The sequence below is a fragment of the Sphingosinicella terrae genome, from assembly GCF_003347635.1.
Classification (GTDB): Bacteria; Pseudomonadota; Alphaproteobacteria; order Sphingomonadales; family Sphingomonadaceae; genus Allosphingosinicella; species Allosphingosinicella terrae.
This window is the reverse complement of sequence record NZ_QDFY01000015.1, coordinates 58,988-84,712: the sequence shown is the minus strand read 5'-3', so window position 1 is coordinate 84,712 and position 25,725 is coordinate 58,988. Positions and strand designations below refer to the sequence as shown.

Here is a 25,725-nt window from a genome sequence, read left to right as displayed (position 1 = left end):
CTCGCTCGGAGCCCATGTCGAGAATCTCTACCTCACCGGACGCGAGGCGATCAACGGCACCGGCAACGATCTCGCCAACAAGATCGTCGGCAACAGCGGCTCGAACACGCTTCGGGGCGAAGGCGGCGACGACCTGCTGATAGGCGGCGATCGCTTCGACCGGCTCTACGGCGGCGAAGGCAATGACAGGCTGGAGGGCGGCGCCAATGCCGACCGCTTCTGCTTCGACTCCGCTCTCGGATCGGACAATGTCGATGTCATCCTCGACTTCGCCGGAGGCGAGGACAAGATACTGCTCGACGACGCCGTCTTCCGGGCGTTGCCGTCCGGAGCGCTGGCCGAAGATGCTCTGGGGATCGGCAGCGCGGCCACCACGGCAGCCCATCGCATCGTCTACGATCCCACCAGCGGGGCTTTGTCCTACGACGCCGATGGCGCCGGCGGAGCGGTCGCGGTCCAGTTCGCCAATATCAACGATCTGCCACCGATGCTCGTTGCCAACGACTTCGTCGTGATCTGACGACTCAGTCTTCCGCCGCCAGTGCCGCCAGCTTCTTCGGCGCCACGGCGCGATAGCTTTCGGCGATCCAGCGCTCGAGCAGCTCGAGGTCGGGCGTCTCGCCCGGGGGAAAGCGGCAGCTGATCCAGCCCGAGCGGCCGAGACCGTAGCCGGCCGGCTCGGCGAAATCGAAGACGAGGGCGAAGTCTCGGCTGACGGGAAGCTTGACCGTGAGGCTGAGCCTGCCGTCGCTGCAATCGAGCCAGGTGAAGGTCTTCCCTCTCACCTTGAGCGCGGTATGCCCCCAGGGGAAATCCTCGACGGCCTCGGGAAAGGCGAGGCCGTGCGCCCTGAGCGCAGCAAGGTCCGCCTCGGCCGGCATTGGCGGCTATTCCAGTTCGGCCATGAAAGGCGGATCCGGGATCGCGGCCGCCGCATGGGCGAGCAGGTCGCCCCAGCGCGCCGAAAGATCGTCGAAATAGGAATCGTCGGCTTCGATTCGCCGGGTGAGCGGCGGCCGCCGGTCCGAGGGAATCACCACCAGGTCGAGCGGCCGCGCGATGGCGAGGTTGGAACGGATCGAGGCGTCGAAGGAGAGGAAGCCGATCTTCACCGCTTCCGCCAACGAGGTCGCGGGATCGATGACCCGGTCGAGGATCGGCCGCCCATATTTGTGCTCGCCGATCTGGAAGAAGGGCACGTCCGGCTTGCATTCGATGAAATTGCCTGCGGAATAGACCAGATAGAGGGCCGGCGGCGCCTGGCCGATCCGGCCGCCCACCAGCATGGTCGAGGCGCCGCTGATCTTGATCGAGGCGAGCGCCTGCCCGACCGTGCGATTGGCGACCTGCATCGCCTCGCCGACCAGCTGTGCCGCCCGGAACATCGTGCTCGCACCCTCGATCGTCCGGGTGAGCTGCCCCTCCTCGTCCGCGGGAAGGCCTTCGCGCAGCAAGCTGATGACGGTCTGGCTGGTGGAGAGGTTGCCGGCGGTGGCGACGTAGAGGCTGCGGTCGGGCCGATCGATCAGGCAATGGAGCTTGCGATAGGAGGAGATGTCGTCGACCCCGGCATTGGTCCGGGTATCGGCCATCATGATCAGCCCGGCGTCGAGCAGCAGGCCGAGGCAATAGGTCATGGCGCGGGCGTCCTCCCCCTCAATTCTGTGACTGGGCCTGCGCCTGCCGCATCGCCCGGTCGACCCGTACCTCTACCTTCAGTTCCTCGGCGCCGCCACCCGCCCGCGCGCCGGCCACCGGCGCGGCGTCGCGGTAATCGAGGCCGCTGGCGACTCGGACATAGGCATCGTCGGTGCAGATGCCGTTGACCGGATCGAAAGCGGTCCAGCCGAGATCCTCGATCCAGGCTTCCGCCCAGGCGTGGCCGGCCTCCTGGACCAGCGCACCGTCGCGCCGGAAGAGGTGACCCGAAACATAGCGGGCGGGAAGGCCGATCCGCCGGACCGTCGCGATCATGACATGGGCGAAGTCCTGGCACACGCCGTGGCCGGCGTCGCAGGCCTGCTCGGCGGTGGTGTCGACGGCGGTCGCCTGCGTGTCGAACTGGAACTCCGAATGGAGCCGCGTGGCGAGGGCATGGAGCTTGTCGAGAACCGGGCCGGCGCGGCGCGTGGTCCATCGGGCGAGGCGATCGATGGCCGGCCCGGGCGCGGTGAGCGGCGTCGGGCGGATGAACACGCCGGGCGGAAGATCGTGCGGAAGTCCCTGGATGATCCCGGCGCGATCCTCGGTCAGCACGCGTCCGGCGACGGAAACGGCAAGGCTCGACATCGGCCGATCGATGTAGAGCATTTGGACGATATTGCCGTAACCATCCTGATGCTCGCGAAGCTTCGCGTCGCAATCGACGTCGATCCGCCAGTCGAGAACAGACTGGCCCGCGAAGCTGGCCGGCGTGACGCGCAGCAGCTGGACGATGCGGCGCGGCGGATCCTCGTAATGATATGCGGTGGTGTAGTGGATCGACAGATGCATGAGGGCGTCATCCGAACCTGAATTGCCGCGCGATCGCCTCGTCGAGCGCGGCATTGTCACGGATCTGGTCGTGCAGCCATTCGTGAAGGCCCGACTGGAGGACGGCGCCGATCTGCGTGTCCTCGAGGCGCGCGGAGCGCTTCCGGGCGAGGCGGTCGGCCGGGCCCTGGCGGCCGGTCCGCCCGGCCAGGGCCGAGAGCAGGTTCACGGTCGTATCGGCCGAGGCGGCGAGGGAGCGCGGCATCTCGCGCCGAAGGAGCAGCAACTCGGCCACCAGCCAGGGCTGGAGCGGGCCCTGGTAGAGGTGGCGATAGGCGGTGCGCGCCGCGACCGTCTGCAGAATGGTCGTCCACTGGTCGCGGTCGAGGGTGCCGCCGACCACCTGGCCGGGCGGAAGCAGCAGATAATATTTGACGTCGATGAGGCGCGCCGTGTTGTCGCTGCGCTCGATCACCGAGCCCAGCCGCAGGAACCAGAAGCCCTCGGTGCGCAGCATCCGGCCGACCGCACCTTCGAAGCCGCGCATCTCCGCCTTCAGCTCCTCGACAAGATTGAGCGCGTTCTGCACGCCGCCGGGGCTCGACCGGCCGCGAACCACCTGCCATGCCCGGTTGATCGCTTGCCACACCTCGACCGTGAGCGCGGTCCGCGCCGCCCTGGCATTGTCGCGGGCGGCGGCGATGCAGGAACGGATCGAGCCGCCATTCTCCTCGGTCAGCATCAGATAGCGGGTGGCGTTGAACGGCGTCAGGCCCTCGCCGGCCGCGGCGAAGCTGTCCTCGGCGCCGACGACGCTCAGCGCGCTGCGCCAGGCTGGCTCGGCATCGCCGGGATGGCCGAGCGCGGAGAGCCTTATGGTCGCCTCGATCAGCCGGCAGGCGAATTCCGCGCGCTCCATGTAGCGGCCGATCCAGTAGAGATTGGCGGCGGTGCGCGACAGCATCTCAGCCGCCCTGCGGCGTCGGGGAGAGGATGAAGCTGTCCTTGGTGCCGCCGCCCTGGCTTGAGTTGACGACGAGCGAGCCCTCGCGCAGCGCGACGCGGGTGAGGCCGCCCGGGACGATCCGGAAGCCGTCCGCGCCGGTGAGAACGAAGGGCCGGAAATCGACGTGGCGCGGCGCCACGCCGCGCTCGGTGAAGGTCGGGACGGTCGACAGCGCGAGCGTCGGCTGGGCGATGTAGCGGTGCGGCTCGGCCTTCAGCATGGCGCGAAAGCGCTCGAGATCGGCGCGGGGCGCGGTCGGGCCGACCAGCATGCCGTAGCCGCCCGATCCGTCGACCGGCTTCACCACCAGCTCCTCGAGATGATCGAGCGTGTATCTGAGCGCGTCGCGCTCGCGGCAGCGCCAGGTCTCGACGTTGCGCAGCTTCGGCTCCTCGCCGGTATAGTAGCGGACGATCTCGGGCATGTAGCTGTAGATCGCCTTGTCGTCGGCAATGCCGGTCCCGGGCGCGTTCACCAGGGTGACGTTGCCGGCCAGATAGGCGGCGAGAAGCCCGGGCACGCCGAGCAGCGAATCGGGGCGGAAGAAGAGCGGGTCGAGGAAGGCGTCGTCGATCCGGCGATAGATGACGTCGACGCGGACCGGACCGTCGATGGTGCGCATCCAGACGATGTCGTCGTCGACCTCGAGATCGCTGCCCTCGACCAGCTCGATGCCCATATTGTCGGCCAGGAAGCTGTGCTCGTAATAGGCGCTGTTGTGGTGGCCGGGCGTCAGCAGAACGCAGACCGCGCCCTTCGCCCGCGCCGGCGCGACCGAATGCAGCGTGTCCCGCAGCAGCTCCGGATAGGAATCGACCGGCTCGACGTCGAGAAGCTCGAACAGCTCGGGGCAGAGCCGAAGCATCGCCTCGCGATTCTCGAGCATGTAGGAGACGCCGGACGGGGTGCGGGCATTGTCCTCCAGCACCCAGAAATCATCGGGCCCGGTGCGCACCATGTCGATGCCGCAGATATGGGCATGGATGCCGTGCGGCGGCCGCATCCCGGCGCAGGGGGCGCAATATTGCGCATTGCCGAGGACGATGTCGGCGGGGATGGCGCCGTCGGCAAGAATCCGGCGCTCGCCATAGACATCGTCGAGGAAGGCGTTGATCGCCCGGACCCGCTGCTCGAGGCCGGCGGCGAGCGCCGCCCATTCGCCGGACGTGAAGATGCGCGGGATGATGTCGAACGGGATGATCCGCTCCGCCGCCTGCTCGTCTCCATAGACGGCGAAGGTGATGCCCAGGCTGCGGAAGGCCGCCTCCGCCGCCTGCTGACGGCGGTCGAGCTCGGCCGGCGGCAGATCGCGCAGCCAGGCGGCGAGCGCTTCGAAGCCGGCCCGCGGCGCGCGATTGCGGCTCGCCCCCCACAATTCGTCGAACGCCCCGGCTGCGACCATCGACCCTCGCTCACTCGGGGCCGGCGGCCCCTGCAAGCGCCATCATGCAATGTTCCGCGCCGTCGCGACAGGCGAAAATGCAACCGGCGCCCGCTTCGCGAGAAGCGGGCGCCGGCCGGTGGACATTGGAGTGGAAACGCGAATCAGGCGACCTGGGCGGCCTCCGCCTCGTCGGGCTCGCGCAGCACGTAGCCGCGGCCCCAGACGGTCTCGATGTAATTCTCGCCGCCGCAGGCGAGGCTCAGTTTCTTGCGCAGCTTGCAGATGAAGACGTCGATGATCTTCAGCTCCGGCTCGTCCATGCCGCCATAAAGATGGTTGAGGAACATCTCCTTGGTGAGGGTCGTGCCCTTGCGAAGCGAGAGCAGCTCCAGCATCGCATATTCCTTGCCGGTCAGATGGACGCGGGCGCCGTCGACCTCGACCGTCTTGGCGTCGAGATTGACCGACAGCTTGCCCGTGCGAATGACCGACTGCGAATGCCCCTTGGAGCGGCGGACGATGGCGTGGATGCGCGCGACCAGCTCGTCACGATGGAAGGGCTTGGTGACATAGTCGTCGGCGCCGAAGCCGAGCGCCCGCACCTTCGAATCCATCTCGCTGACGCCGGAGAGGATCAGCACGGGCGTGCCGACCTTGGCGGTGCGCAGCTTCTTGAGCACGTCATAGCCGTGCATGTCGGGCAGGTTGAGATCCAGGCAGATGATATCGTAATCGTACAGCTTGCCCAGATCCAAGCCTTCCTCGCCGAGGTCCGTCGTATAGACGTTGAATCCCTCGGTGGTGAGCATAAGCTCGATGGCCTTCGCCGTGGTCGGCTCGTCTTCGATCAGCAGCACGCGCATCTAATCTGCCCTCCTGTCGCGGACGCCGGCCGACGGCCGTCGAGCGCCCCTCCGACGTGTATTAACCTTTCCACAAGTGAACGCAAAAGGTTAATTTCCTCTTAATCCCATGTAATCCTTGAAAAACCGCACTCGTTGCGGTGGCGATCCGATCATGACAGGGCTCGCCTGAGCCGTTAACGGCTGATCCCGGGCGAGGTTAAGCGGCGTTTACCCAATGATGGAACGAACCGAAAAGCTGCAGGATCGAGTCCTCTTCATAGACGCCGAGGCGCTGGTCATCGACAAGCCGGCGGGCCTCGCCGTCCATGCCGGCCCGTCGACCCGCGAAAGCCTGGAGGATCTTCTTTCCGACCTTCGCTTCGGCTTCCGCCGTCCGCCGAGCGCCGTCCATCGCCTCGACCGCGACACTTCGGGCTGCCTGCTGCTGGCCCGCAATCCCAAGGCGCACAAGCGATTCGCCCAGGCCTTCGAGGAAGGGAGGGCCGAGAAAAGCTATCTGGCGGTGCTGGAGGGCGTCCCGGGGGACGATTCGGGTCGGATCGCCTTGCCTCTGGTCAAGGTATCGAGCCGCGAGGCAGGGTGGCGGATGGTCGCCGATCCGTCCGGCAAGGCGGCGGTGACGGAGTGGCGGACGATCGCGCGGAGGGACGGACGCACGCTCGTGCTGTTCACACCGCGCACCGGACGGACCCACCAGATCCGAGTCCATGCCGCCGAGGGGCTGGGTCATGCCATATCCGGCGACCCGGTCTACGGGCGCGGTGGCGGTGGCATGCTGCTCCATGCCCTGGCGCTGCGCGTCCCGCGCGACCCGAAGCCGGCGATCGAGGCAAGGGCGCCGCTGCCTCGCATCTTTGTCGAGGCGGGGTTCGACGATGCCGGACTTTGACATTCCCGAGGAAGCGCTGAGCGAAACGTTTCTGGCCTCGTCGGGCCCGGGCGGGCAGAATGTCAACAAGGTCGCGACCGCCTGCCAGCTGCGCTGCGACGTCTTCCGACTCGGCTTGGCGCCGTGGGTCTATCAGAAGCTCAAGGAACTGGCCGGGAGCCGGATGAATTCGGCGGGCGAGATCATCATCACGGCGCGCAAGCATCGCACCCAGGAAGCCAATCGCGAGGAAGCACGCGCGAGGCTGGCGGATCTGATCGCGCGTGCCCATGTCAGGGACGCCAAGAGGATCAAGACCCGGCCCAGCCGCTCCGCCAAGGCGAAGCGGGTCGACGTCAAGAAGCAGCGCGGCTCGGTCAAGCAGGGCCGCGGCAGGGTGCGGCTGGACTGACCCGGACGGAAGAAGGAAGACGCCAGCAATGTATGACTTCAGGATCAGCGCCGCGGACAAGCCCGCCCTCTACCGCGAGCTGATCGAGGCCGCGGACGCGCTCACCGCCGGCGAGCCCGACCCGATCGCCAACATGGCCAATGTCGCTGCCCTGCTGTGGGAGGCACTGCCGGACCTCAATTGGGCGGGCTTCTACCGCAATGTCGACGGCGAGCTGGTGCTCGGCCCGTTCCAGGGCCGGCCGGCCTGCATCCGCATTCCCTTCGGCAAGGGCGTATGCGGCGCGGCGGCGGCGACCCTCGAGCCGCAATGCGTGGCCGACGTCGACGCCTTTCCCGGCCACATTGCCTGCGATTCAGCCTCGCGGTCCGAGCTGGTCGTCCCGATTGTCGCCGAGGGCCGGCTGATGGCGGTGCTCGACCTCGACAGTCCCAGCCTGGGCCGCTTCGACGACGAGGATCTGGCCGGCTGTGTCGAATTGGCACAGCGGCTCTCGGCACGGCTGGGCGACGTGGCGATAGCGGCCTGAAGGCGTTAAGACGTTCCTAACCAAGATCCCTGGCGCGCCTCCGTGCCGGGGCAGGTCTGCACAGGGGACGCGGCATGAGAAAGCTTGCCCTTTTCGCGCTTGCGGCGAGCGCGCTCACCGTTCCGACGCTGGCCTCGGCGCAGCATGCCGGCCCGCGCGGAGCCAGCGGTCACAGCTTCGGCCGCGCAGGCGGCAATGCGGGCGTCCGCCATCACAGCATGTCGAACTCCGCCGCGCGCAGCCATTCGACCGCCGTCTCGCGCAGCCATTCGAATGCCGTAGCGCGCAGCCATTCGAACGCCGTGGCGAGCGGGCATTCGCGCCAGATCGTGCGCCATGGCGGCTCCAACGTCGTCGTCCGCCATGGCGGCTCGAACGTCAGCGTCCGCCACGGTGGCGGCCGCCATTTCCGCCATCCCGGCCCGAACTTCCGCCATCACCGCATCCAGCGCGGCGGCTTCGTCCATCCCTACTGGTTCGGGCCGCAATTCCACGTGCAGAACTGGCAGCTCTACGGATTCGCCGAGCCGCCGCGGGATCAGCGCTGGGTCCGCCATTATGACGATGCCTATCTGATCGACCGCCAAGGTCGGGTGCAGGATACGCGCTACGGCCTCGACTGGGACGAATATGGCGAGCGCTGGGATTCGGAAGCCGGCATCCCCTCTTATTACGGACGCGGCGAATATCGCCCGGACGAGCGGGACTATGCCTGGGTGGAGAGCCAGGAGCGCGGCTATGCCGCCGGCGCCGGTCATGACGGCTACGCCGAGGGCTATGACGAGCGCTACGACGACCGGGGCTATGCCGACAGGGGCTATGCCGACAGGGGCTATGCCGAGGAAGGCTATGACGAGCGGAGCGGCGGCGGCGGCGGCTACGCCTACGGCTCGGCCTATCCGCCGCCCGCGGCGGCGTGCCATCCGGCACCGCCTCAGCCCTGCGGCGGCTACGGTGCGGGCTACGGCTATGGATATTATGGCTGGGGCGTCGCCTATCCGGCGATCATCGTCGAGACGACGGTGGTCTCCGGCGGAACCTCCTATGTCGAGGAAGTGACCGAGGAAGTGGTCGAGGTCCGCCGGGCGCAGCGTCCGCGGCGCGCCCACCGGCCGCCGCCGCGCCAGCGTCCGCGCCCGCCCGCCGGCGAGCGGGGCTGAGGCTTCCGCGCGACGCCTGCGCCCTCAGCTCAGCCGGCTGAGAGCATCGTCCTCGAGGCCCGAGGGCACGATGATGAGCGGGCAGGGCAGGCTGCCGGCGACCACGCCGGCAAAATGCGTGATGAGCGGCCCCGGGCCGCCTTCGCGTGCCGCCGCCAGGACCAGAGCGGCGATGTCGTCGCGTTCCTTGAGCAGCTCGCTCACCGCCTTGACCGGCGAGCCCTGCTTGACGGTGATCGAGGGCTTGATCCCGGCTTCCTCGATGATCGCGCCGGAAGCCTGGACGAGCATCGCCTCGGCCCGCAGCCGTGCCTCCTCCTCCATCGCATGCTGGACGCCGCTCCACTGGACGAATTCCTGCTGCGGAATCAGCGCCAGGATCTCGACGCCGCCGCCGGTCCGCGCCGCCCGGCGGGCCGCGAAGCGCAAGGCCGCCTGCGCTTCCTCGGTATCGTCCATCACCACCAGATATGAGCGCATCGGCGCCTCCGAATGACCTTTGAACCCGCCGGCGACGGAACCGTTGCCGCACGGGACGAGTAAACACGCCGACAATCCGGCGACGGTGCGCGATAAGGCGAAATGGCGCAAGTCCGGCTGTTTCGGCCGCCCGGGCTTGACCATGGCCCGGCTGATGCTGTTTGGACGCTCGCGCCGTTCGCGAAAAGGGAAAGCGCTTTTCATGCCGATCGAACTCAAGATGCCCGCACTGTCGCCGACCATGGAGGAGGGCACGCTCGCCAAGTGGCTGGTCAAGGAAGGCGACAGCGTCGCATCCGGCGACATCCTCGCCGAGATCGAGACCGACAAGGCGACGATGGAGTTCGAGGCGGTCGACGAAGGCACGATCGCGAAGATCCTCGTCGCCGAAGGCACGGACGAGGTGAAGGTCGGCACCGTCATCGCGCTCATCGCGGAGGAAGGCGAGGATGCCGCGGCCGCGGCAGCGGCCGCGCCGGCCGCCGCGAAGGAGCCGGTGGCGAAGCAGGGGGGCGAGACCGGCGCCGGCCAGCCGGCGAAGGAGGCTGCATCCGCACCGCCGCCGCCGCCCGCGCCTGCACCCGCTCCCGCTGCATCCGACGGCGGCGACCGCGTCAAGGCGAGCCCGCTCGCCCGCCGTCTCGCCGAGGCGCAGGGCATCGATCTTTCCGGCCTGTCCGGCTCCGGTCCGGGCGGCCGCATCGTCAAGGCCGACATCGAGGCCGCGGCGGGCAAGGCGCCGGCCAAGGCCGCCCCGGCCGCGGCCCCTGCCGCCGAGCGCGCGGCGCCCGCGGCGCCCGCGGCGTTCGACACCGACATTCCGCACGAGGCGGTCAAGCTCTCGAACATGCGCAAGACGATCGCCCGCCGCCTCACCGAGGCCAAGCAGACGATCCCGCACATCTACCTCACCGTCGATATCCAGCTCGACGCGCTGCTCAAGTTGCGCGGCGAGCTCAACAAGGGCCTCGAGAGCCGCGGCGTGAAGCTCAGCGTCAACGACATGCTCATCAAGGCGCTCGCCGCGTCGCTGATGGAAGTGCCGGAATGCAACGTCTCCATCTCGGGCGACCAGTTGCTCAAATATCGCCGCGCCGACATCTCCGTCGCCGTCTCGATCCCGGGCGGGCTGATCACGCCGATCATCGTCGGCGCCGACAGCAAGGCGCTGTCCGCCATCTCGAAGGAGATGGGCGAGCTCGCCGGACGGGCCAAGGAAGGCAAGCTCCAGCCGCACGAATATCAGGGCGGCACGGCGAGCCTTTCGAACATGGGCATGTTCGGGATCAAGCAGTTCGACGCGGTCATCAACCCGCCCCAGGGCATGATCATGGCGATCGGCGCGGGCGAGAAGCGGCCCTACGTGGTCAACGACTCGCTCCAGATCGCGACCGTGATGAGCGCCACCGGCAGCTTCGACCACCGCGCCATAGACGGTGCCGACGGCGCCCGGATGATGCAGGCGTTCAAGCGGCTGGTGGAGAATCCGCTGGCGATGCTGGCGTGACACACCCTCTCCCCTTGCGGGAGGGAGGGATAGCTGCTCGCCCAGCGAGTATGGAAGACGAGCGCTGAGTGACTGCGGGCTTATCGCCGCGGTCAGCGCGCCGGAGCCGCAGAGAGGGGGATTCTCGGTGCACCAGGAGCATCGGTTCGCATTCGTGGCATCCAGGCAACTGAAATTGGCACGAAGCGTATAACTACGACCGAGCTGGCAGCTCTTCAAAGTCAACATGGAACGGAATTCGCCCAGGCCTACCTTACAGGCGCAGGCCGCAATGGCGGCGGGGGAACCTACTACCTCATCCAGGGCACCGACAGGGGCGTCCCAATTCCGATCGGCCCCAATGTCCGGCTGATCAACCACTCCCATCCAGAATTCTTGGACCGTGCGCTTGTCCCACTTCGCTCAAGCCCAGCCGATCAAAATGTGCTACGCATTCTACAACGTGTTGGGTCGCCGCAACGGCAATCGCAGATTGTTCCTGAAGTGGGTAACCCCTTCTATTTTAGAGGTAACTGAGATGACCGAAAGCGTGGAAAATTACGTATACCTTTGGGATGGTTCCCAGACCGGATGGGCACTTCTCACAGCGCCTGAATTGGAGGGGGGGTATTGCATATTCGATGTCGCGAATAGCACGCTCCTGCATATCGACGACAGCGCCCTAAATGCCGCGCTATGCCAGCGCATGAGGGCAGCAGGCTGCGAGGTGATTGACGATCCGGTCAACGCATCCATCGGCGTGGAGACTGTGAAGCCTGACTGATTTGCTGCCGCAAAGGGACCGCGATCTGATAATTTCGCCGCTGACCCTGATCATTGCGGTGGCCTTGGCCGTCGCAATTCTGCGCCCCGGCGATCCGAGCGCGCGACGACGACGAACGGTGCGGGTATTGGCTGCGTCCGCCGCTTTCGTCCTTGCGATAGTGTTCTCGGCGGGAATCGCAACGCACTCACGCCCTCCGAGTCATACGCCGCAACGCTTTGGCAAATGATCTGGGGAGAGGTGTTGACCATCCCCATTCATGTGGCGGGGTTTGGCGTTGCAGATCGGCTGGCAATCCTTGCACAGGCGCGGCGCACGCCCGGCTGGTTTTTTGGCGGCTGTCGTGGCGGCGATGACTTGGTCGATCGTCCTCAACTTCGCACTCACCGGCGATTTCGATCTGAGCGTCGCGCTCGAGTGGGTCGGCATACTCCTTGGAGTAGTGATACCCGGGATCGCGGCCGGCTTCGTCTGGACAAGATTTCTCGCTGCCAGGGAGCAGCAACTAAGCGGCATATTTGAATGATGGGAAGACTAGATCCTGATACTTACGATCTCGTCGTCCTCGGCACCGGCCCCGGCGGCTGTATCGCCGCCATCGGCGTCGAGCAGCTTGGCTCAGGACGGCCATCGACGAGCGCGCGAAGCTGGGCGGAATCTGTCTCACTGGGGCTGCATCCCCACTAAGGCGCTGCTGCGCACTTCAGAGATCAACCATTATCTTACTCACGACTCCGCCTACGGCCTTTCCGCCGAGAAGCTGGGCTTCGGGCTGACGAAGATCGGCGACCGCACCCGCAAGGTCGCCGGCCAGCTTAAAGCCGGCGTCAGAGACCTGGTGAACAAGAACAAAGTGACGGACGTGGGAGGGAGGGCGTCCTCTCCGGCAACAGCATGCTCAAGGTCGCGACGGTGATGAGCGCGACCGGCAGCTTCGACCACAGCGCCATCGACGGTGCCGACGGCGCGCGAATGATGCAGGCGTTCAAGCGGCTGGTGGAGAATCCGCTGGCGATGCTGGCCTGAATCGGCAATCCTCGTCCTCACCGGCAGCGCGAGGTGCGGGGACATGCCTGAAATGCGCGGCGCGAATAGGACCAACTCCGATAAGCTGCCGTCGGGCTTGCTGGGGGGAAGCGCGGCGACGACTGGCTTTGTCCTGGGCTCGATGCACTGGGCGCCGGGGACAGGCCACAGATCATCCTGCATTGACGAGAGTGCCGATTTCACGGGCCTCTGTCCGTGAGCCTTGGCCGGCTCCTCGTCGCGGTGGTGCTGGTTTCTCCGGTGTCGAGCTGCGGCGGGTCGCTTTTCGCCGTCGCCTCGGAATTGTCGCGGGCGGGCGCCGGCCCCGGCTACAGCTCCGACACGATCGTCGCCACGTTCGTCATCGCCGCTATCGTCTCGTTCGTCATCATCTTCGCGGCGCTGCTTGTTGCCGCTCTGCCGCTGACGATGCTGCTCGATCGCTTCGGCATGCCCGGCTTGGCCCGCGATGCCCTTCTCGTCGCCCTCGCCACCGGCGCCGCGATCTGGTTCGTCAGCAGTCTCGGCGCGACGTTCCGGCCGGCCTGGCCGGTCGGGCTCGCTTACGGGTTGCTGACGAGCCTGTTGTGGGTCGCCGCCATACGCCGGCTGTCCCCCCGCCCGCTGTTGGCGGCGGCGGCCGAGGCCCTGTGACGATCGGAAGCTTCGACCAACGTGCCATCGACGGCGACCGGATGATGCAGGCGTTCAACTGGCTGGTGGCGAATCCGATCGCGATGCTTGCCTAGCTTCGCCAGTCATTCCCTCACCCTCCCACCGCTTTGCGGCGGGCCCCTCCCTCTCCCGAAATGGGAGAGGGGCTGGATTGGGCGCTCCCTCGTCGATAAACTCGACCATGAGGGGGCAGTATGAGCGAACTGAGCCTTCGCGCGACTCCGCATGCCTCTCCCCTTGCGGGAGAGGGAGGGGCCCGCTCGCATAGCGAGCGGGAGGGTGAGGGGATCTGGCCTTCGAGGAAGGAGCTTCTCGCCCGAGCCAAATGGATGCGCGCCCATCCGACCGAGGCGGAACGGCGTCTGTGGACCATGCTCCGGGACCGCCGGCTGCAGGCCTTCAAGTTCCGCCGCCAGCAGATCATCGACCCCTATATCGTCGATTTCGTCTGTTTCGCCGAGCGGTTGATCATCGAGGCGGACGGGTCTCAGCGTGCGGACAACAAGGACGATGCGCGCCGCGATTCCTTTCTTCGGCGGCAGGGATTTCGAGTCCTGCGATTCTGGAACAACGAGGTGCTGAGCGAGAGCGATGCGGTTGCCGAGACTATATTTGCGGCGTTGCTGACCCCTCACCCTCCCAAGCCTCCGGCTTGGGCCCCTCCCTCTCCCGCAAGGGGAGAGGGGCTTTAGATGGGCGCTGGCGATCTCATTGGCCTTCTTGGCAGCCTGGTCGGGATCGGCATCGCGGCGTGGTTCGCCCGCAGGCGCCACCTCGCCGATCCGCCGCACGCGACGCGGCTGGGCAGGATCTTCTACGCCGCTTTGGCCTTCGCGCTCGTCCAGCACTTCCAGTATTCGGCCTGGCTCTATCTGCGGCAGGGCGGCAGCGAGCAGCTCGCCGCCAACTTCTTTCCGACCCTCGTAGTCATGCTGTTCGCGGCCTTGCTGATCCTGTTTCCGCTCGAGCTGGTGCTCGGCTGGTTCGTGCCGGTCCGCAGCCGGGCCTGGCTCGCCGGCGCGGTCGCCGTCTTCGCGCTGCTCGGCGCCTTGTTCACCGCCGCGCCCTTCTGGCTGGCGCAGGGAGAGGCCGTGCTCCGGGCCGGACTGATGCTTCCGGCCTTGTCGAGCGCCGCGGCCGCGCTGATCTGGTGGGCCTTCCTGCCGCCGCCGCCGGACCCCGCCTGATCGGCCGCTTGGACATCGCGTCCGGAAGGGTTATTCGGCCCCGATTCCCGACCCGCGCTCGCTCCCGGAGGCTTCATGGCAGACACGTACGACCTCATCGTCCTCGGTTCCGGCCCGGGCGGCTACGTCGCCGCGATCCGAGCCGCGCAGCTCGGCCTGAAGACGGCGATCGTCGAGCGAGAGAAATTGGGCGGCATCTGCCTCAACTGGGGGTGCATCCCGACCAAGGCGCTGCTGCGGACGTCCGAGATCAACCATTATCTGACCCATGCCTCCGCCTACGGCCTGTCGGCGGAGAAAGTGGGTTTCGACCTCGCCCAGATCGTCGACCGCAGCCGCAAGGTCGCCGGCCAATTGAATGCCGGGGTCAAGGGGCTGATGAAGAAGAACAAGATCATTGTCGTCGAAGGGGAGGGCGTGCTCGCCGGCAAGGGGAGGCTAACCGTCACCAAGGGCGCCGGATCGGGGTCCGGGGCAGCCGGGAACAAGACCGAGCTCCAGGCCAAGCACATCATCGTCGCCACCGGCGCCCGCGCCCGCGATCTGCCCTTCGCCAAGGCGGACGGGGAGCGGATCTGGACCTACCGCCACGCCATGGTGCCCAAGGAGATGCCGACCAAGCTGCTCGTCATCGGCTCCGGCGCGATCGGCGTCGAGTTTGCCAGCTTCTATTCGGACATGGGTGCGGAAGTGACGATCGTCGAGATGCTCGACCGCATCCTCCCGGTCGAGGACGAGGACGTCTCCGCCTTCGTCCACAAGGCGCTGACGAAGCAGGGCATGAAGATCCATGTCGGCGCCGGCGTCGAGAAGCTCGAGGCCGGCAAGGCGGGCGTCAAAGCGAGCATCAAGGGCAAGGACGGCAAGTCCGAGACCCAGGAGTTCAGCCACGCCATCGTCGCCATCGGCATCGTCGCCAACACCGAGAATATCGGCCTCGAGGCGCTCGGCGTGAAAACCGACCGCGGGCATATCGCCACCGATGGCTATGGCCGCACCAATGTGGAGGGAATCTACGCGATCGGCGACGTCACCGGCCCGCCCTGGCTCGCGCACAAAGCGAGCCACGAGGGCGTGGTCTGCGTCGAGGCGATCGCCGGCAAGAAGCCGCATCCGTTCGAGACCTGGAACATTCCGGGCTGCACCTATTCGCGCCCGCAGGTCGCCTCGGTCGGGCTCACCGAAGCCAAGGCGAAAGAAGCGGGGCACGAGGTCAAGGTCGGCAAATTCCCCTTCATCGGCAACGGCAAGGCGATCGCGCTCGGCGAGGCGGAGGGCTTCATCAAGACCGTGTTCGACGCGAAGAGCGGGGAGCTGCTCGGCGCCCACATGGTCGGCGCCGAGGTGACGGAGCTGATCCAGGGCTATGCGATCGCGCGCCAGCTCGAGACGACCGAGGCCGAACTCATGCACACGGTCTTCCCGCACCCGACGCTCTCCGAGATGATGCACGAGAGCGTGCTCGACGCCTACGGCCGGGCGATCCATTACTGACCCGATCGGCCTCCGGTCACGGCCGCAGGTGCCGCAGCAGCGGTCGGCGCGCCGTCGTGCCCCCGCACGGCGTCCCGGCGCGGAGCCTCTGGCGCTTCGCCCCCATGGCCGCCTAAGCAGGCGCACAGACATCAGGGGGACCTCCATGCGCCGCTTCTTTCTCGCCTTCGCCGCTTCTGCCGCTGCCCTGGCGGCGCCCGCTTCGGCCGAATCGGTCGTCGTCACCGCCGACCGGATGGTCGACGTGCTCGCCGGCCGGGTCGTCGAGGAGCCGGTGATCGTCATCACCGACGGCCGCATCGCCTCGGTAGTCGGGCGCGGCGGGGCGCGGCCGATCATCCCGGAAGGGGCGACGCGGATCGACCTGCCGGGCCACACCATCCTGCCCGGGCTCATCGACCTGCACGTCCACCTCGATTCGAGCCCTTATTACGGCCCGTACGAATCGCTGCAGTTCACCGACCTGTTCGACGCGGTGCAGGGACCCACTTTCGCGCGCGACATGCTCGAGGCCGGGTTCACCACGGTCCGCAACGTCGGCTCGGACCTCTATGCCGACGTCGCCTACAAGCAGGCGATCGACGAGGGACGGATCCCGGGACCGCGCATCGTCCCGGCCGCCCATGCGCTGAGCGCCACCGGCGGCCATTGCGACGAGACCTTCCTGCCGCCCAGCCTGCACCAGCCGGCGCCGGGCGTCGCCGACGGGCCGCAGGCGCTGCGCAACCGGGTGCGGGAGATGCGCCGCAACGGCGCCGAGGTGATCAAGGTCTGCGCCACCGGCGGCGTCTTCTCCCGCAACACCGAGCCGGGCCAGCAGCAGCTGTCGGAGGACGAACTGCGCGCGATCGCCGAGGAGGCGCATCAATGGGGCCTGAGAGTCGCCGCACATGCCCACGGGGCCGCCGGCATCAGGGCCGCGATCCGCGCCGGCATCGACACGATCGAGCATGCCAGCCTGATCGACGCCGAGGGCATCCGCCTCGCCCGCGAGCGCGGCACCTGGCTGGTGATGGACATCTTCAACACCGAATATACCCAGTCCCAGGGCCGGGCGAACGGGATCCTCGAGGACAATCTTCGCAAGGACCGCGAGATCGCCCAGGCCCAGCGCGACAATTTCCGCGCCGCCCACCGCGCCGGCGTGCGCATGGCCTTCGGATCCGATGCCGGCGTGATGCCGCACGGTAGCGCCGCCGGCCAGTTCCGCTACATGGTCGAATATGGAATGACCCCTCTGGAGGCGATCCAGGCGGCGACCCGCAACGCCGCTCAGGCGCTCGGCCGGGAGGGCGATGTCGGCGCGATCGCGCCGGGCCGGTTCGGGGACATCGTCGCCGTCGACGGCGATCCCCTGGCCGACGTCCGGCAGCTCGAGAGCGTCGACGTCGTCATCCAGAACGGGAGAGTCGTCAGCGACCGCCGCGGCCGCTGAATTGTCCCGCAGCCGGAGACTCGACGATTCGGCGATCGCCCGGCTCTTCGCCGAGCTCGTCAACATGGATCCGGACGAGCTCGAAGCCTGGCTGGAGACACCGGAAAGCCGGAAGGTCGGATCGAAGTCGGAGGGCGGGGAGTCTGTCGGTCATGCCTCCGGCCGGCGGATCGTCGCCATCCTGCGCAAGCCGGCAAGCGGCCGCGACGACGAGGATCGGCGCCACATGCGCAAGGTGGTCGGCTTCATCCGGCGCCATCGCAGCCAGGAGCCGGCCAACATCGTCACCTCGCGCTGGCGCTGGTCGCTGATGAACTGGGGCCACGATCCGCTGAACGGCTGAGGCCGACGCAGCCTGTGTGAGCGCTAACATTAGGTCTTGCCGATCCGCGCCCCGCCCCGCATCAAGGCGGGAAAGCGCCGTACCGAGCGCGGAGGCGGGGAGGAGCATATGGGCGAGGAGGCAGCGGGCGGGCGCCTGGGCGAATATGGCGTGGCCGAGCTGCCGCCGCCGCCGCGCCATGTCGGCCGGATCATCGGCCCGGGCGTGGTCGCCGCCGGGGTCGGCCTCGCCTCGGGCGAGTTCATCCTCTACCCCTACATCGCCAGCCAGGTCGGCCTGGTCTTCGTCTGGGCGGCCGCCCTCGGCCTCGCCACCCAATATTTCATCAACATGGAGATCGAGCGCTACACGCTCGCCACCGGCGAGACGGTGCTCACCGGCTTCAGCCGGCTCGGCCGCCACTGGGGGCTGGTCTTCGTCCTGCTCGCCTTCGCCTCCAATCTGTGGCCGGGATGGGCGACGAGCGCAGCGACCCTCGTCACCTTCCTGCTCGGTGGCAGCGTCAGCTGGATCGCGATCGGCATGCTCGTCGCGATCGGTCTCATCCTCACTCTGTCCCCGGTCGTCTACCGATCGCTCGAGCGGACCCAGTTCCTCAAGGTGCTGGCGGTCGGCGCACTAGTGCTGATCGCCGCGGTCGCCGCGATACCGGGGCCGGTCTGGGCAGAGGCGCCGGCCCGCATCGCCGACGTGCGGCTGCCGACGGCGGAGCTCGGCTGGGCGCTGCTGCTCGGCGCGCTCGCTTATGCCGGCGCGGGCGGCGGGCAGAATCTCTGCCAGTCGAACTGGATCCGCGACAAAGGGTTCGGCATGGGCGCGCACGCGCCGCGCATCGTCAGCCCCTTCACCGGCGAGCCGGTGGCCGCGCCGGGCACCGGCTGGCGCTTCGAGCCGACGCCGGAGGCGATGGAGCACTGGCGACGTTGGTGGCGCTTCGCCAATGCCGAGCAGCTCGCCACCTTCGTCGCGATCAGCTTCGTCACCATCTTGTTTACCTCGCTGCTCGCTTATGCGACCCTGTCGGGCCGCGACGATCTGCCGCGCGACATCTCCTTCCTGGCGGTCGAGGGCGAGGCGCTGTCGGAGCGGGTCGGCCCCTGGTTCGGCCGTTTGTTCTGGGCGGTCGGGGCCTTCTCCCTGTTCGCGGCGGCGCTCGGCATCGTCGATTATTCCAGCCGGCTCGCCGCCGACGTGCTGCGCACCTCCTATTTGCAGGGGCGCAGCGAGAGCGTGCTCTATGCGGCTTTGGTCTGGGGGCTGGTGCTGATCGGCATCACGATCATCGCCAGCGGGCTTACTCAGCCGCTGGTCCTGCTCGTCATCGCCGGCTGCGTCGCCGCCTTCATGATGGTGCTCTATTCGGCGCTTCTCATCCGGCTGAACCGCCGCCTGCTGGCGCCGCCGCTGCGGCCGGCGCCCTACCGGATCGCCGCTCTGATATGGGCCACCGGGCTGTTCGGCATTCTCAGCGCTATCACCGTCTACGACCAGGCCCGGCGCCTGCTCGGCGGGTGAGGTCTTGCGGGCTTGCGCAGCGGCCCGCATTGGGGGAGAGGCGGGGTGCGGCCCCGAGACGATTCCGACCCTCCGGGGGACCGGAACGGAGCCGCGGACGGCCCGTTGATCGACCGAAGGAGCGCTAGGATGAAGGGATATGTCGACAATATCGAGCGGGCGACGGTCGAGAACGAGGATTTCCGCCGCGTCCTCTATACCGGCCGCAACATGCAATTGGTGCTGATGACCCTGCCGCCGGGCTGCGACATCGGCGAGGAGGTGCACGAGGATCGCGACCAGTTCTTCCGGATCGAGGAAGGCGAGGGGGAGATCCGGATCGACGGCGTCGCCAACCGTGTCGAAGACGATTTCGCGGTGATCGTGCCCGCGGGGGCGCGCCACAACGTCGTCAATACGGGCTCGGAGCCGCTTCGGCTCTACACGCTCTACGCGCCGCCCGAGCATCGCGACGGCGTCGTCCACAAGACCAAGGAGCAGGCCGAGCGCGACCACGACAATGACGAGTGGAACGGCGAGACCACGGAATAGGCGGTCGCCAACTCGCAGAGACGGCGCGTAACCGGCAGCCGGTGCTGCCGGCGGAGGCGAGGCTTGTCCCCTTGCGCTGCCTCCGCAATAAACAATGCGAAATTAATGCGGGAGGACGCGGATGACGGGGACGGCCATCCTCTGGCCGACGCTGGCGCTGGTCGCGCTGATCTTCGCGGTCTGGTTCACCCTGTTCGTCCAGCGGCTCGGCCTCATCCGGCGCAACCCGCCGAAGGCGGAGGACTTCGCCACCGGCGCGGCGGCCATGCGCTACTTCGAGCCGGTCGAGATGCCGGCCAACAATCTGCGCAACCTGCTCGAGATGCCGCTTCTCTTTTTCGCGCTGGTGCCGCTGCTGCTGATCACCGGGGAAGCCGGCACGGTCCAGGTCGCCCTCGCCTGGACCTTCGTCGCGCTGCGGGCGGCGCACAGCTGGATCCACATCGTCGTGCGGCGGGTCCCGCTGCGCTTCTTCGTCTATCTCGCCTCCTGCGCGATCCTGTCGGCGATGTGGATCGGCTTCGCGGTCGAGCTCGCTTGGAGCTGAGCCGCTTGCCAACCTCTCCGGCGCGTTCCACCGTCGCGTCATGGCCAAGGGCACCCACGACACGCTCCCGGACCCGCGCAACGCGGACATATTGATCAGCGTCAACGGCGCGCTGAAGCCGCGCGCCGAGGCGACCGTCTCGGTCTTCGACTCCGGCTTCGTCCTCGGTGACGGAATCTGGGAGGGGCTCCGCCTCCACAAGGGCCGGTTCGCCTTTCTCGACGCGCATCTCGACCGCCTGTTCGAAGGCGCCAAGGCGATCGCGATGGATATCGGGCTGGACCGACAGGCGCTCGTGAAGCGTCTTTACGAAACGATCGACGCCAATGGGATGGAAGAGGGCGTCCACGTCCGCCTGATGGTGACGCGGGGGATCCGCTCGACGCCCTATCAGGATCCGCGCGTCGTCGTCTCGCCCGCGACGATCGTGATCATCCCCGAGCACAAGACGCCGCTGCCCGAGACGGTCGAGAAGGGCATCCGCCTCTTCACCGTCCATGTCCGGCGCGGCGATCCCGCGGTCCAGGACCCAAAGCTCAATTCCCATTCCAAGCTCAACTGCATCACCGCGTGCATCCAGGCCGCGCAGGCGGGCGCCGACGAGGCGCTGATGCTCGATCCCCACGGCTTCGTCGCCACCTGCAACTCCACCCATTTCTTCATCGTCCGCAAGGGGGAGGTGTGGACCTCCTCCGGCGACTATTGCCTCGGCGGGATCACGCGCGGCAACGTCATCCGGATCTGCCGGGAGGCCGGAATCCCGGTGTTCGAGAAGAACTTCTCGCTGACCGACGTCTATGGGGCCGACGAGGCCTTCGTCACCGGAACCTTCGCCGGCGTGGTTCCCGTCCGCGAGGTGGACGGTCGCCACCTCACCGACGGGCGCGGGCCGACCGTGGAACGCCTCCAGAACCTCTATCGCGACCTGATCGAAGCCGACGTGGCGACGCGGCAGCGGCCGTGACAGCGCCGATGCGCATCGCCATGTGGTCGGGGCCGCGCAATCTCTCGACCGCGCTCATGCGCAGCTTCGGCAACCGGGCGGACACCTTCGTCACCGACGAGCCCTATTACGGCGCCTTCCTGCGGACGAGCGGGGCGGACCACCCGATGCGGGACCAAGTCATCGCCGCGATGGACTGCGACTGGACGTCGGTCGCGCGCACGCTCGCCGGCCCGGTCCCGGATGGGTCGGCGATCTGGTACCAGAAGCATATGTGGCACCATATGGTCGGTCCGATCGGCCATGGCGATTTCGCCGGCTTCACCCACGCCTTCCTGATCCGCGCGCCGGAGCGGATGATCGCCTCCTATCTGCGCAAGCGCGAGGTGGCTGCATTCGAGGATTTCGGGCTCGACCGGCAGGCCGATTTCTTCGCCCGCGAGGCCGACCGGCTCGGCCGCGCTCCGCCGGTCGTCGATGCCGGCGATATCCTGGCCGACCCGGCAGCCACGCTCGCCGCCTTGTGCGCCGCGCTCGGCATCGCCTTCGACGCGGCGATGCTCGCCTGGCCGGCCGGCCGCCGCGCCACCGACGGCCCGTGGGCGCCGCACTGGTACCAGAAGGTGGAGGCAAGCACCGGATTCGGCGCACCCGAGAGCGACGGCGCCGCGCTTCCCGGAGCGGCTCGCCGTCTGGCCGAGCGTTGCCGCCCTTATTACGAGCGGCTCGCCGCGCATCGCGTCGGCGCTGCGCCTTGTGCGCAGCCCTAGACCTGCTGGCGAGGCTGGACGGTGCGGCCCATCCGAATTATGCTGCACTGCAACAAAATCAGTCGCTCCAGGGTTTTATGGCCTTGCGGGTCGATTCCAGCCCGCGGGAGCAGAATATGCCTTCGATCAGACCAGGACTGCGGCTCCGGCCGAGCCGGAAAGGCTACAGCGCCTTCGCCCCACGGGCGCCCTCGGTGGATCGCCTGACGGACCTGGGGCCCTTCGCCAACAATCCCGGCCATCTCACCGGCCGCTATCACGTGCCCGAGACGGCCAAGGGGTCGATGCCTCTGGTCGTCGTCCTTCACGGGTGCACGCAAAATGCAGCGGTATATGATCAGGGATCGGGCTGGTCCGCCCTTGCCGACCGGCACGGCTTCGCCTTGCTCTTCCCGGAGCAGAGCCGCGACAACAATCCGATGCTCTGCTTCAACTGGTTCTCGGCCAATCACAGCCAGCGCGGCATGGGCGAGGCGGCCTCGATTCGCGCGATGATCGACGCGATGCGCAGAACGCACGATATCGACCCGGACCGCATCTTCGTCACCGGCCTCTCCGCCGGCGGCGCGATGGCTTCGGTCATGCTCGCCACCTATCCCGAGACGTTCGCGGCCGGCGCGATCATCGCCGGGGTCGCTTATGGCTGCGCCAGCGGTGTGGCGGAAGCCTTCGAGTGCATGAACGGGCGCACCCGCGGCGGCGCGCGGGAACTGGGCGACCGCATCCGGCGGGCATCCCCGCACCGGGGAACCTGGCCACGCATCCAGGTCTGGCAGGGCAATGCCGACCGCACCGTCGTCGCGAGCAATGCCGATGCGATCGTCCTGCAATGGACGGACGTTCACGGCCTGCCGCCGCAGCCGAGCCGCAACGACATCGTCGCCGGGCATCCGCGCCGCGCCTGGACGGGTGCCGACGGGAAGGTCCTCGTCGAGCATTACGAGCTGGAGGGGATGGCGCACGGCGTCCCGCTCGATCCGGGAACCGCAGAGGGACAATCGGGTGAAGTAGGCGCACACATGCTGGACGTCGGACTCAGCTCGACCGACACCATCGCCGCCTTCTTCGGGATCGCGCCCGAGCCACAGGCCAGTCCGGCCCGACCGGCGACGGTCAAGGCGCCGGCGGCACCCGTCGGCGGCGCAGGCGCCGGCTTGTCGGCGGCTTCAGGAGTCCAGAAGACGATCGAGGAGGCGCTCCGAAGCGCCGGGCTGCTGAAATAGGACGGCGCGGCCGCGCATGAAAAAGGGAGACGCCGTCGCCGGCGCCTCCCCTGTCCTGCCGGCGCGAGGCCGAGGCTGCGGGCGGTCCGCTCAGAAGCGGAAGCCCAGCGTGGCCGCGACCTGATGGCGGGAAAAGTCCGCTTCGTAGTTCGAATAACGATATTCGAGACCGACGAAGACGTTGCTCGCCACATAATATTGGCCGCCCAGTCCGGCGCGGATGCCATCGGCATTGGCCGCATCGCTGAACGTCGTGGTCCCGACGCGGGCGTCGGCGCGGATGCGGGTGTTGGTGTAGCCGAGCATACCGTAGAGGTTGAAATTCTCGGCCACGGCGCCGGTCACGCGTGCGCCGAGATAGATGTCGCGACCGACGCTGACTTCCGCGAAGTCGTTGCCGTCGACCAGGTCGACATCGGCGGTCGAATCGGTGAGCTCGGCATCGACGCCGATGGACACGGTGTCGCTGACACCGAAATCGTAGCCGGCGCGGATGCCGTAGAGGAAGCCGTCGCGATCGACGTCGCCGAAGCCGAACTCGTCGACGTCGAATTGGCTATTGTCCCAGCCGATGATCGCCTCGACACGGCCGCCGGCAACCGGCGCGGCGATCGAGGGCGTCGCGACAAAGGTCGTCGCGGCGGCGGCAAGCACATGAATCAGTTTCATTTCTACCCCTTATGCTCTCTGGGCTTCGGACCTGCTTCGGATGAAGCGTGCGGCGGGATCGCCGCGGTGCCGGGGCCCCTAGCCACGCCGATTCCGTCGGGAATCGGCGCTGCGACGAAGCTGCTGGAGGGGTCGACGAATCCGCGGCCTGCGCGACGAATCCGTCATTCGGACGGGCGGGGAACCCTCAGTCGCCGCCGGCCGCGATGCCTGCGAGGCAATCGAGCAGGCGCTCGACCTCGGCGAGGGTGGAATAGTGGCAGAGGCCGACGCGAACCAGGCCGCCGCTCTCCCAGAGGCCGAGCCGCCGCACGGGCTCGATCGCATAGAAATGCCCTGACCAGGCATGGATGCGATGGCGCGCCAGCCGCTCGGCGACATCGCGCGGATGAACGCCGTCGAGCGTGAAGGCGAAGGTGGGGACCCGGCCGTCCATCGTCGGCGGTCCGTAGAGGGTCGCGCTCTCGATTTGCCGTAGCCCGTCGAGAAGATGCTCGCCAAGGATCCGCTCGTAGGAGACGCAGCCCTGCATGGCGGCGAGCAGCGCGTCGCGGCGGCTGGCCGGAGGCGTCGGCGCCAGCGCCCGGCCGAGCCACTCCAGATAGTCGATCGTACCGAGCAATCCGGCCTGAGCCTCGAAACTCGGGGTCCCGGTCTCGAAGCGGACCGCCGGCGGCTCGGTCGAGGCCGGACGAACCTTGTAGGCCTCGAGCGTCTTCATCAGCTCCGCACGACCCCAGAGTATGCCCTGATGCGGCCCGAAGAACTTATAGGGCGAGCAGGCGAGGAGGTCGCAGCCGAGCGCACGCACGTCGGTCGGAACGTGCGGCACCGACTGGACCGCATCCACGAAGACGATCGCCTCCGATCCGGCCTTCACGAGGCGAACGATCTCGGCGATGTCGTTGAGGGTGCCGAGCGCGTTGCTTGCCCCGCCGAAGGCGACGAGGCGGGTGCGCGGGCCCACCAGCCCCGGCAGCTGGTCGAGCCGCAACGTCCCGTCCGCTGGATCGAGGTCGAGCCATCGGACCGTCACGTCGCGGTCCTCCGCCGCCATGACCCAAGGCCAGACATTGGCATCATGATCGAGGCGGCTCAGGACGATCTCGTCCCCCGCCCGCCAGTCCCGCGCCAGCGACCGCGATACCGACAGGGTCAGCGAGGTCATGTTCGGACCGAAGGCGATCTCCCCGGCCTCGCCGCCGAGCAGATCAGCCGCGGCCGCATGCGCCCGCTCGCTCATCGCGTCGGTCTCGACGGAGACGGCAAAGGCGCCGCCGGCATTGGCGGTGCCCAAAGCGAGATGGCCTGCCATGGCGTCGATCGCCCGGCGACAGGCCTGGGTGCCGCCGGGCGCGTCGAAGTAGATGCGCGCCCCGCCCGCTTCCTGGACGGCGAGGGCGGGGAATTCCGCGCGCACCTGATCGATGGGAAAGCTCATGTCGCGCTCCGGCTGGTGATGACGGGCGTTCTTCGGATGCCGGTCGCGCCGACGCAAGGGTCCTGGCGTCGTCCGGACCGGACCAGGGCGAGGCCCGCATTTTTTCGGAACAGCCCCCGGAACGCCGCGGCGCCCGCCGCCGTTTACCTCACCCGCGTGCAACTCACCGCAAAGAAAGGACTTTTCATGGCCGACAACCCCCGCGCCACGCTCTATCGCATGGTCCTCGCCGACCACACCTGTCCTTTCGGCGTGCGCGCCCGCCAGCTGCTCGAGCAGAACGGCTTCGCCGTCGAAGACCGGATTCTCTCGAGCCGGGACGAGGTCGAGGCGTTCAAGGTCGAGCACGGAATCGATACGACCCCGCTCATCTTCATCGACGACGCGCGCATCGGCGGCAGCGACGATCTTGAGCGCTATCTTTCCGGACGCGGCTAACCGTCCTGACACGGGACGACGGTGCCGGCGCCGTCGCGACC

At 67.7% G+C, this 25,725-nt stretch carries 29 protein-coding genes and 3 pseudogenes; 23 read left to right on the top strand and 9 right to left on the bottom strand.

Annotation, left to right across the window (positions count from 1 at the left end):
* A pseudogene (locus DDE10_RS20680) lies at positions 1-520 on the top strand (M10 family metallopeptidase); the annotation flags it as partial.
* Positions 521-524: 4 nt separating this feature from the next.
* On the opposite strand, the gene DDE10_RS20675 reads toward DDE10_RS20680, so the two are convergent.
* From DDE10_RS20675 to ctrA, 6 genes are all read right to left on the bottom strand, one after another.
* Positions 525-881, bottom strand: coding sequence for an MmcQ/YjbR family DNA-binding protein (locus DDE10_RS20675; protein WP_114954702.1), 357 nt, complete (start codon positions 879-881; stop codon positions 525-527).
* A gap of 6 nt (positions 882-887) precedes the next feature.
* A complete protein-coding gene (locus DDE10_RS20670; RefSeq protein ID WP_114954701.1) occupies positions 888-1,637 on the bottom strand; it encodes a proteasome-type protease in 750 nt (249 codons plus the stop codon).
* Positions 1,638-1,656: 19 nt separating this feature from the next.
* On the bottom strand, positions 1,657-2,493 hold the full coding sequence (locus DDE10_RS20665) for a transglutaminase family protein (protein WP_162806767.1): 837 nt from the start codon (positions 2,491-2,493) through the stop codon (positions 1,657-1,659).
* 7 nt (positions 2,494-2,500) lie between these two features.
* On the bottom strand, positions 2,501-3,436 hold the full coding sequence (locus DDE10_RS20660; protein ID WP_114954699.1) for an alpha-E domain-containing protein: 936 nt from the start codon (positions 3,434-3,436) through the stop codon (positions 2,501-2,503).
* 1 nt (position 3,437) lies between these two features.
* Positions 3,438-4,880: a circularly permuted type 2 ATP-grasp protein gene (locus DDE10_RS20655; protein ID WP_114954698.1), complete on the bottom strand. Its 1,443-nt coding sequence runs from the start codon at positions 4,878-4,880 to the stop codon at positions 3,438-3,440.
* Between the two features lie 143 nt (positions 4,881-5,023).
* Positions 5,024-5,725, bottom strand: a complete 702-nt coding sequence (gene ctrA, locus DDE10_RS20650; protein WP_114954697.1) for a response regulator transcription factor CtrA — start codon at positions 5,723-5,725, stop codon at positions 5,024-5,026.
* 217 nt (positions 5,726-5,942) lie between these two features.
* Here ctrA and DDE10_RS20645 point away from each other — a divergent pair, with 217 nt between their 5' ends.
* From DDE10_RS20645 to DDE10_RS20630, 4 genes are all read left to right on the top strand, one after another.
* Positions 5,943-6,617, top strand: coding sequence for an RluA family pseudouridine synthase (locus tag DDE10_RS20645; RefSeq protein ID WP_284734797.1), 675 nt, complete (start codon positions 5,943-5,945; stop codon positions 6,615-6,617).
* Positions 6,604-7,008, top strand: a complete 405-nt coding sequence (gene arfB, locus DDE10_RS20640) for an alternative ribosome rescue aminoacyl-tRNA hydrolase ArfB (protein ID WP_114954696.1) — start codon at positions 6,604-6,606, stop codon at positions 7,006-7,008. Before DDE10_RS20645 ends, arfB begins: the two co-directional genes overlap by 14 nt.
* A gap of 28 nt (positions 7,009-7,036) precedes the next feature.
* Positions 7,037-7,537 (top strand): GAF domain-containing protein, encoded by a 501-nt coding sequence (locus DDE10_RS20635; protein WP_114954695.1) that lies wholly within the window; start codon positions 7,037-7,039, stop codon positions 7,535-7,537.
* A 74-nt stretch (positions 7,538-7,611) separates the two neighbouring features.
* A complete protein-coding gene (locus tag DDE10_RS20630; RefSeq protein ID WP_114954694.1) occupies positions 7,612-8,697 on the top strand; it encodes an RcnB family protein in 1,086 nt (361 codons plus the stop codon).
* Positions 8,698-8,721: 24 nt separating this feature from the next.
* Here DDE10_RS20630 and DDE10_RS20625 read toward each other — a convergent pair whose 3' ends face one another.
* Entirely contained in the window at positions 8,722-9,177 is a 456-nt protein-coding gene (locus tag DDE10_RS20625; RefSeq protein ID WP_114954707.1) for a universal stress protein, read from the bottom strand.
* A gap of 202 nt (positions 9,178-9,379) precedes the next feature.
* Between DDE10_RS20625 and DDE10_RS20620 the strand changes: the two genes are divergently transcribed.
* The 17 genes and pseudogenes from DDE10_RS20620 to DDE10_RS20550 all read left to right on the top strand — a co-directional run bounded on the left by DDE10_RS20620 (position 9,380) and on the right by DDE10_RS20550 (position 23,136).
* Positions 9,380-10,684 carry a pyruvate dehydrogenase complex dihydrolipoamide acetyltransferase gene (locus DDE10_RS20620; protein WP_114954693.1) on the top strand — a complete coding sequence of 435 codons (1,305 nt, stop codon included), beginning with the start codon at positions 9,380-9,382 and terminating at the stop codon, positions 10,682-10,684.
* Positions 10,685-11,072: 388 nt separating this feature from the next.
* On the top strand, positions 11,073-11,447 hold the full coding sequence (locus DDE10_RS23630) for a hypothetical protein (RefSeq protein ID WP_162806766.1): 375 nt from the start codon (positions 11,073-11,075) through the stop codon (positions 11,445-11,447).
* Between the two features lie 271 nt (positions 11,448-11,718).
* Positions 11,719-11,973 carry a hypothetical protein gene (locus tag DDE10_RS20615; protein WP_162806765.1) on the top strand — a complete coding sequence of 85 codons (255 nt, stop codon included), beginning with the start codon at positions 11,719-11,721 and terminating at the stop codon, positions 11,971-11,973.
* A pseudogene (locus DDE10_RS23950) lies at positions 11,973-12,303 on the top strand (FAD-dependent oxidoreductase); the annotation flags it as partial. The gene DDE10_RS20615 and the pseudogene DDE10_RS23950, both read left to right, overlap by 1 nt.
* Before the next feature lie 41 nt (positions 12,304-12,344).
* Positions 12,345-12,473, top strand: a pseudogene (locus tag DDE10_RS20610) (2-oxo acid dehydrogenase subunit E2); the annotation flags it as partial.
* 216 nt (positions 12,474-12,689) lie between these two features.
* Positions 12,690-13,127 (top strand): hypothetical protein, encoded by a 438-nt coding sequence (locus DDE10_RS20605; protein ID WP_114954690.1) that lies wholly within the window; start codon positions 12,690-12,692, stop codon positions 13,125-13,127.
* A 350-nt stretch (positions 13,128-13,477) separates the two neighbouring features.
* Positions 13,478-13,840, top strand: a complete 363-nt coding sequence (locus tag DDE10_RS20600) for an endonuclease domain-containing protein (RefSeq protein ID WP_432653746.1) — start codon at positions 13,478-13,480, stop codon at positions 13,838-13,840.
* Positions 13,841-14,335, top strand: a complete 495-nt coding sequence (locus tag DDE10_RS20595) for a hypothetical protein (RefSeq protein ID WP_114954688.1) — start codon at positions 13,841-13,843, stop codon at positions 14,333-14,335. It abuts the gene before it with no gap.
* A gap of 75 nt (positions 14,336-14,410) precedes the next feature.
* Positions 14,411-15,829, top strand: a complete 1,419-nt coding sequence (gene lpdA, locus DDE10_RS20590) for a dihydrolipoyl dehydrogenase (protein ID WP_114954687.1) — start codon at positions 14,411-14,413, stop codon at positions 15,827-15,829.
* A 145-nt stretch (positions 15,830-15,974) separates the two neighbouring features.
* Positions 15,975-17,264: a Xaa-Pro dipeptidase gene (locus tag DDE10_RS20585; protein ID WP_114954686.1), complete on the top strand. Its 1,290-nt coding sequence runs from the start codon at positions 15,975-15,977 to the stop codon at positions 17,262-17,264.
* Between the two features lies 1 nt (position 17,265).
* A complete protein-coding gene (locus DDE10_RS20580; RefSeq protein WP_284734796.1) occupies positions 17,266-17,607 on the top strand; it encodes a DUF3140 domain-containing protein in 342 nt (113 codons plus the stop codon).
* A 108-nt stretch (positions 17,608-17,715) separates the two neighbouring features.
* Complete coding sequence (locus DDE10_RS20575; protein WP_114954685.1) at positions 17,716-19,122, top strand: Nramp family divalent metal transporter; 1,407 nt, start codon at positions 17,716-17,718, stop codon at positions 19,120-19,122.
* 129 nt (positions 19,123-19,251) lie between these two features.
* Positions 19,252-19,653 (top strand): cupin domain-containing protein, encoded by a 402-nt coding sequence (locus DDE10_RS20570; protein ID WP_114954684.1) that lies wholly within the window; start codon positions 19,252-19,254, stop codon positions 19,651-19,653.
* A gap of 121 nt (positions 19,654-19,774) precedes the next feature.
* Positions 19,775-20,200, top strand: coding sequence for an MAPEG family protein (locus tag DDE10_RS20565; protein ID WP_114954683.1), 426 nt, complete (start codon positions 19,775-19,777; stop codon positions 20,198-20,200).
* Between the two features lie 40 nt (positions 20,201-20,240).
* Complete coding sequence (locus DDE10_RS20560) at positions 20,241-21,164, top strand: aminotransferase class IV (protein WP_114954682.1); 924 nt, start codon at positions 20,241-20,243, stop codon at positions 21,162-21,164.
* Positions 21,161-21,913, top strand: a complete 753-nt coding sequence (locus tag DDE10_RS20555) for a sulfotransferase-like domain-containing protein (RefSeq protein ID WP_284734795.1) — start codon at positions 21,161-21,163, stop codon at positions 21,911-21,913. Before DDE10_RS20560 ends, DDE10_RS20555 begins: the two co-directional genes overlap by 4 nt.
* Positions 21,914-22,107: 194 nt before the next feature.
* Positions 22,108-23,136 carry an extracellular catalytic domain type 1 short-chain-length polyhydroxyalkanoate depolymerase gene (locus DDE10_RS20550; RefSeq protein WP_284734794.1) on the top strand — a complete coding sequence of 343 codons (1,029 nt, stop codon included), beginning with the start codon at positions 22,108-22,110 and terminating at the stop codon, positions 23,134-23,136.
* 90 nt (positions 23,137-23,226) lie between these two features.
* Here DDE10_RS20550 and DDE10_RS20545 read toward each other — a convergent pair whose 3' ends face one another.
* Both DDE10_RS20545 and DDE10_RS20540 read right to left on the bottom strand, forming a co-directional pair.
* Positions 23,227-23,805: an outer membrane protein gene (locus DDE10_RS20545; RefSeq protein ID WP_114954680.1), complete on the bottom strand. Its 579-nt coding sequence runs from the start codon at positions 23,803-23,805 to the stop codon at positions 23,227-23,229.
* A gap of 187 nt (positions 23,806-23,992) precedes the next feature.
* Positions 23,993-25,246, bottom strand: a complete 1,254-nt coding sequence (locus DDE10_RS20540; protein WP_114954679.1) for a cysteine desulfurase-like protein — start codon at positions 25,244-25,246, stop codon at positions 23,993-23,995.
* A 186-nt stretch (positions 25,247-25,432) separates the two neighbouring features.
* On the opposite strand from DDE10_RS20540, the gene DDE10_RS20535 reads away from it, so the two are divergent.
* Positions 25,433-25,684 carry a glutaredoxin domain-containing protein gene (locus DDE10_RS20535; protein ID WP_114954678.1) on the top strand — a complete coding sequence of 84 codons (252 nt, stop codon included), beginning with the start codon at positions 25,433-25,435 and terminating at the stop codon, positions 25,682-25,684.
* Positions 25,685-25,725: the final 41 nt, after the last annotated feature.

What these genes read in the sequence shown, in the direction of transcription:
- DDE10_RS20675 (WP_114954702.1), bottom strand. Translation starts at nt 881, where the DNA reads ATGCCGGCCGAGGCGGACCTTGCTGCGCTCAGGGCGCACGGCCTCGCC.
- DDE10_RS20670 (WP_114954701.1), bottom strand. Translation starts at nt 1,637, where the DNA reads ATGACCTATTGCCTCGGCCTGCTGCTCGACGCCGGGCTGATCATGATG.
- DDE10_RS20665 (WP_162806767.1), bottom strand. Translation starts at nt 2,493, where the DNA reads ATGCATCTGTCGATCCACTACACCACCGCATATCATTACGAGGATCCG.
- DDE10_RS20660 (WP_114954699.1), bottom strand. Translation starts at nt 3,436, where the DNA reads ATGCTGTCGCGCACCGCCGCCAATCTCTACTGGATCGGCCGCTACATG.
- DDE10_RS20655 (WP_114954698.1), bottom strand. Translation starts at nt 4,880, where the DNA reads ATGGTCGCAGCCGGGGCGTTCGACGAATTGTGGGGGGCGAGCCGCAAT.
- ctrA (WP_114954697.1), bottom strand. Translation starts at nt 5,725, where the DNA reads ATGCGCGTGCTGCTGATCGAAGACGAGCCGACCACGGCGAAGGCCATC.
- DDE10_RS20645 (WP_284734797.1), top strand. Translation starts at nt 5,943, where the DNA reads ATGATGGAACGAACCGAAAAGCTGCAGGATCGAGTCCTCTTCATAGAC.
- arfB (WP_114954696.1), top strand. Translation starts at nt 6,604, where the DNA reads ATGCCGGACTTTGACATTCCCGAGGAAGCGCTGAGCGAAACGTTTCTG.
- DDE10_RS20635 (WP_114954695.1), top strand. Translation starts at nt 7,037, where the DNA reads ATGTATGACTTCAGGATCAGCGCCGCGGACAAGCCCGCCCTCTACCGC.
- DDE10_RS20630 (WP_114954694.1), top strand. Translation starts at nt 7,612, where the DNA reads ATGAGAAAGCTTGCCCTTTTCGCGCTTGCGGCGAGCGCGCTCACCGTT.
- DDE10_RS20625 (WP_114954707.1), bottom strand. Translation starts at nt 9,177, where the DNA reads ATGCGCTCATATCTGGTGGTGATGGACGATACCGAGGAAGCGCAGGCG.
- DDE10_RS20620 (WP_114954693.1), top strand. Translation starts at nt 9,380, where the DNA reads ATGCCGATCGAACTCAAGATGCCCGCACTGTCGCCGACCATGGAGGAG.
- DDE10_RS20600 (WP_432653746.1), top strand. Translation starts at nt 13,478, where the DNA reads ATGCGCGCCCATCCGACCGAGGCGGAACGGCGTCTGTGGACCATGCTC.
- DDE10_RS20595 (WP_114954688.1), top strand. Translation starts at nt 13,841, where the DNA reads ATGGGCGCTGGCGATCTCATTGGCCTTCTTGGCAGCCTGGTCGGGATC.
- lpdA (WP_114954687.1), top strand. Translation starts at nt 14,411, where the DNA reads ATGGCAGACACGTACGACCTCATCGTCCTCGGTTCCGGCCCGGGCGGC.
- DDE10_RS20585 (WP_114954686.1), top strand. Translation starts at nt 15,975, where the DNA reads ATGCGCCGCTTCTTTCTCGCCTTCGCCGCTTCTGCCGCTGCCCTGGCG.
- DDE10_RS20575 (WP_114954685.1), top strand. Translation starts at nt 17,716, where the DNA reads ATGGGCGAGGAGGCAGCGGGCGGGCGCCTGGGCGAATATGGCGTGGCC.
- DDE10_RS20570 (WP_114954684.1), top strand. Translation starts at nt 19,252, where the DNA reads ATGAAGGGATATGTCGACAATATCGAGCGGGCGACGGTCGAGAACGAG.
- DDE10_RS20565 (WP_114954683.1), top strand. Translation starts at nt 19,775, where the DNA reads ATGACGGGGACGGCCATCCTCTGGCCGACGCTGGCGCTGGTCGCGCTG.
- DDE10_RS20560 (WP_114954682.1), top strand. Translation starts at nt 20,241, where the DNA reads ATGGCCAAGGGCACCCACGACACGCTCCCGGACCCGCGCAACGCGGAC.
- DDE10_RS20545 (WP_114954680.1), bottom strand. Translation starts at nt 23,805, where the DNA reads ATGAAACTGATTCATGTGCTTGCCGCCGCCGCGACGACCTTTGTCGCG.
- DDE10_RS20540 (WP_114954679.1), bottom strand. Translation starts at nt 25,246, where the DNA reads ATGAGCTTTCCCATCGATCAGGTGCGCGCGGAATTCCCCGCCCTCGCC.
- DDE10_RS20535 (WP_114954678.1), top strand. Translation starts at nt 25,433, where the DNA reads ATGGCCGACAACCCCCGCGCCACGCTCTATCGCATGGTCCTCGCCGAC.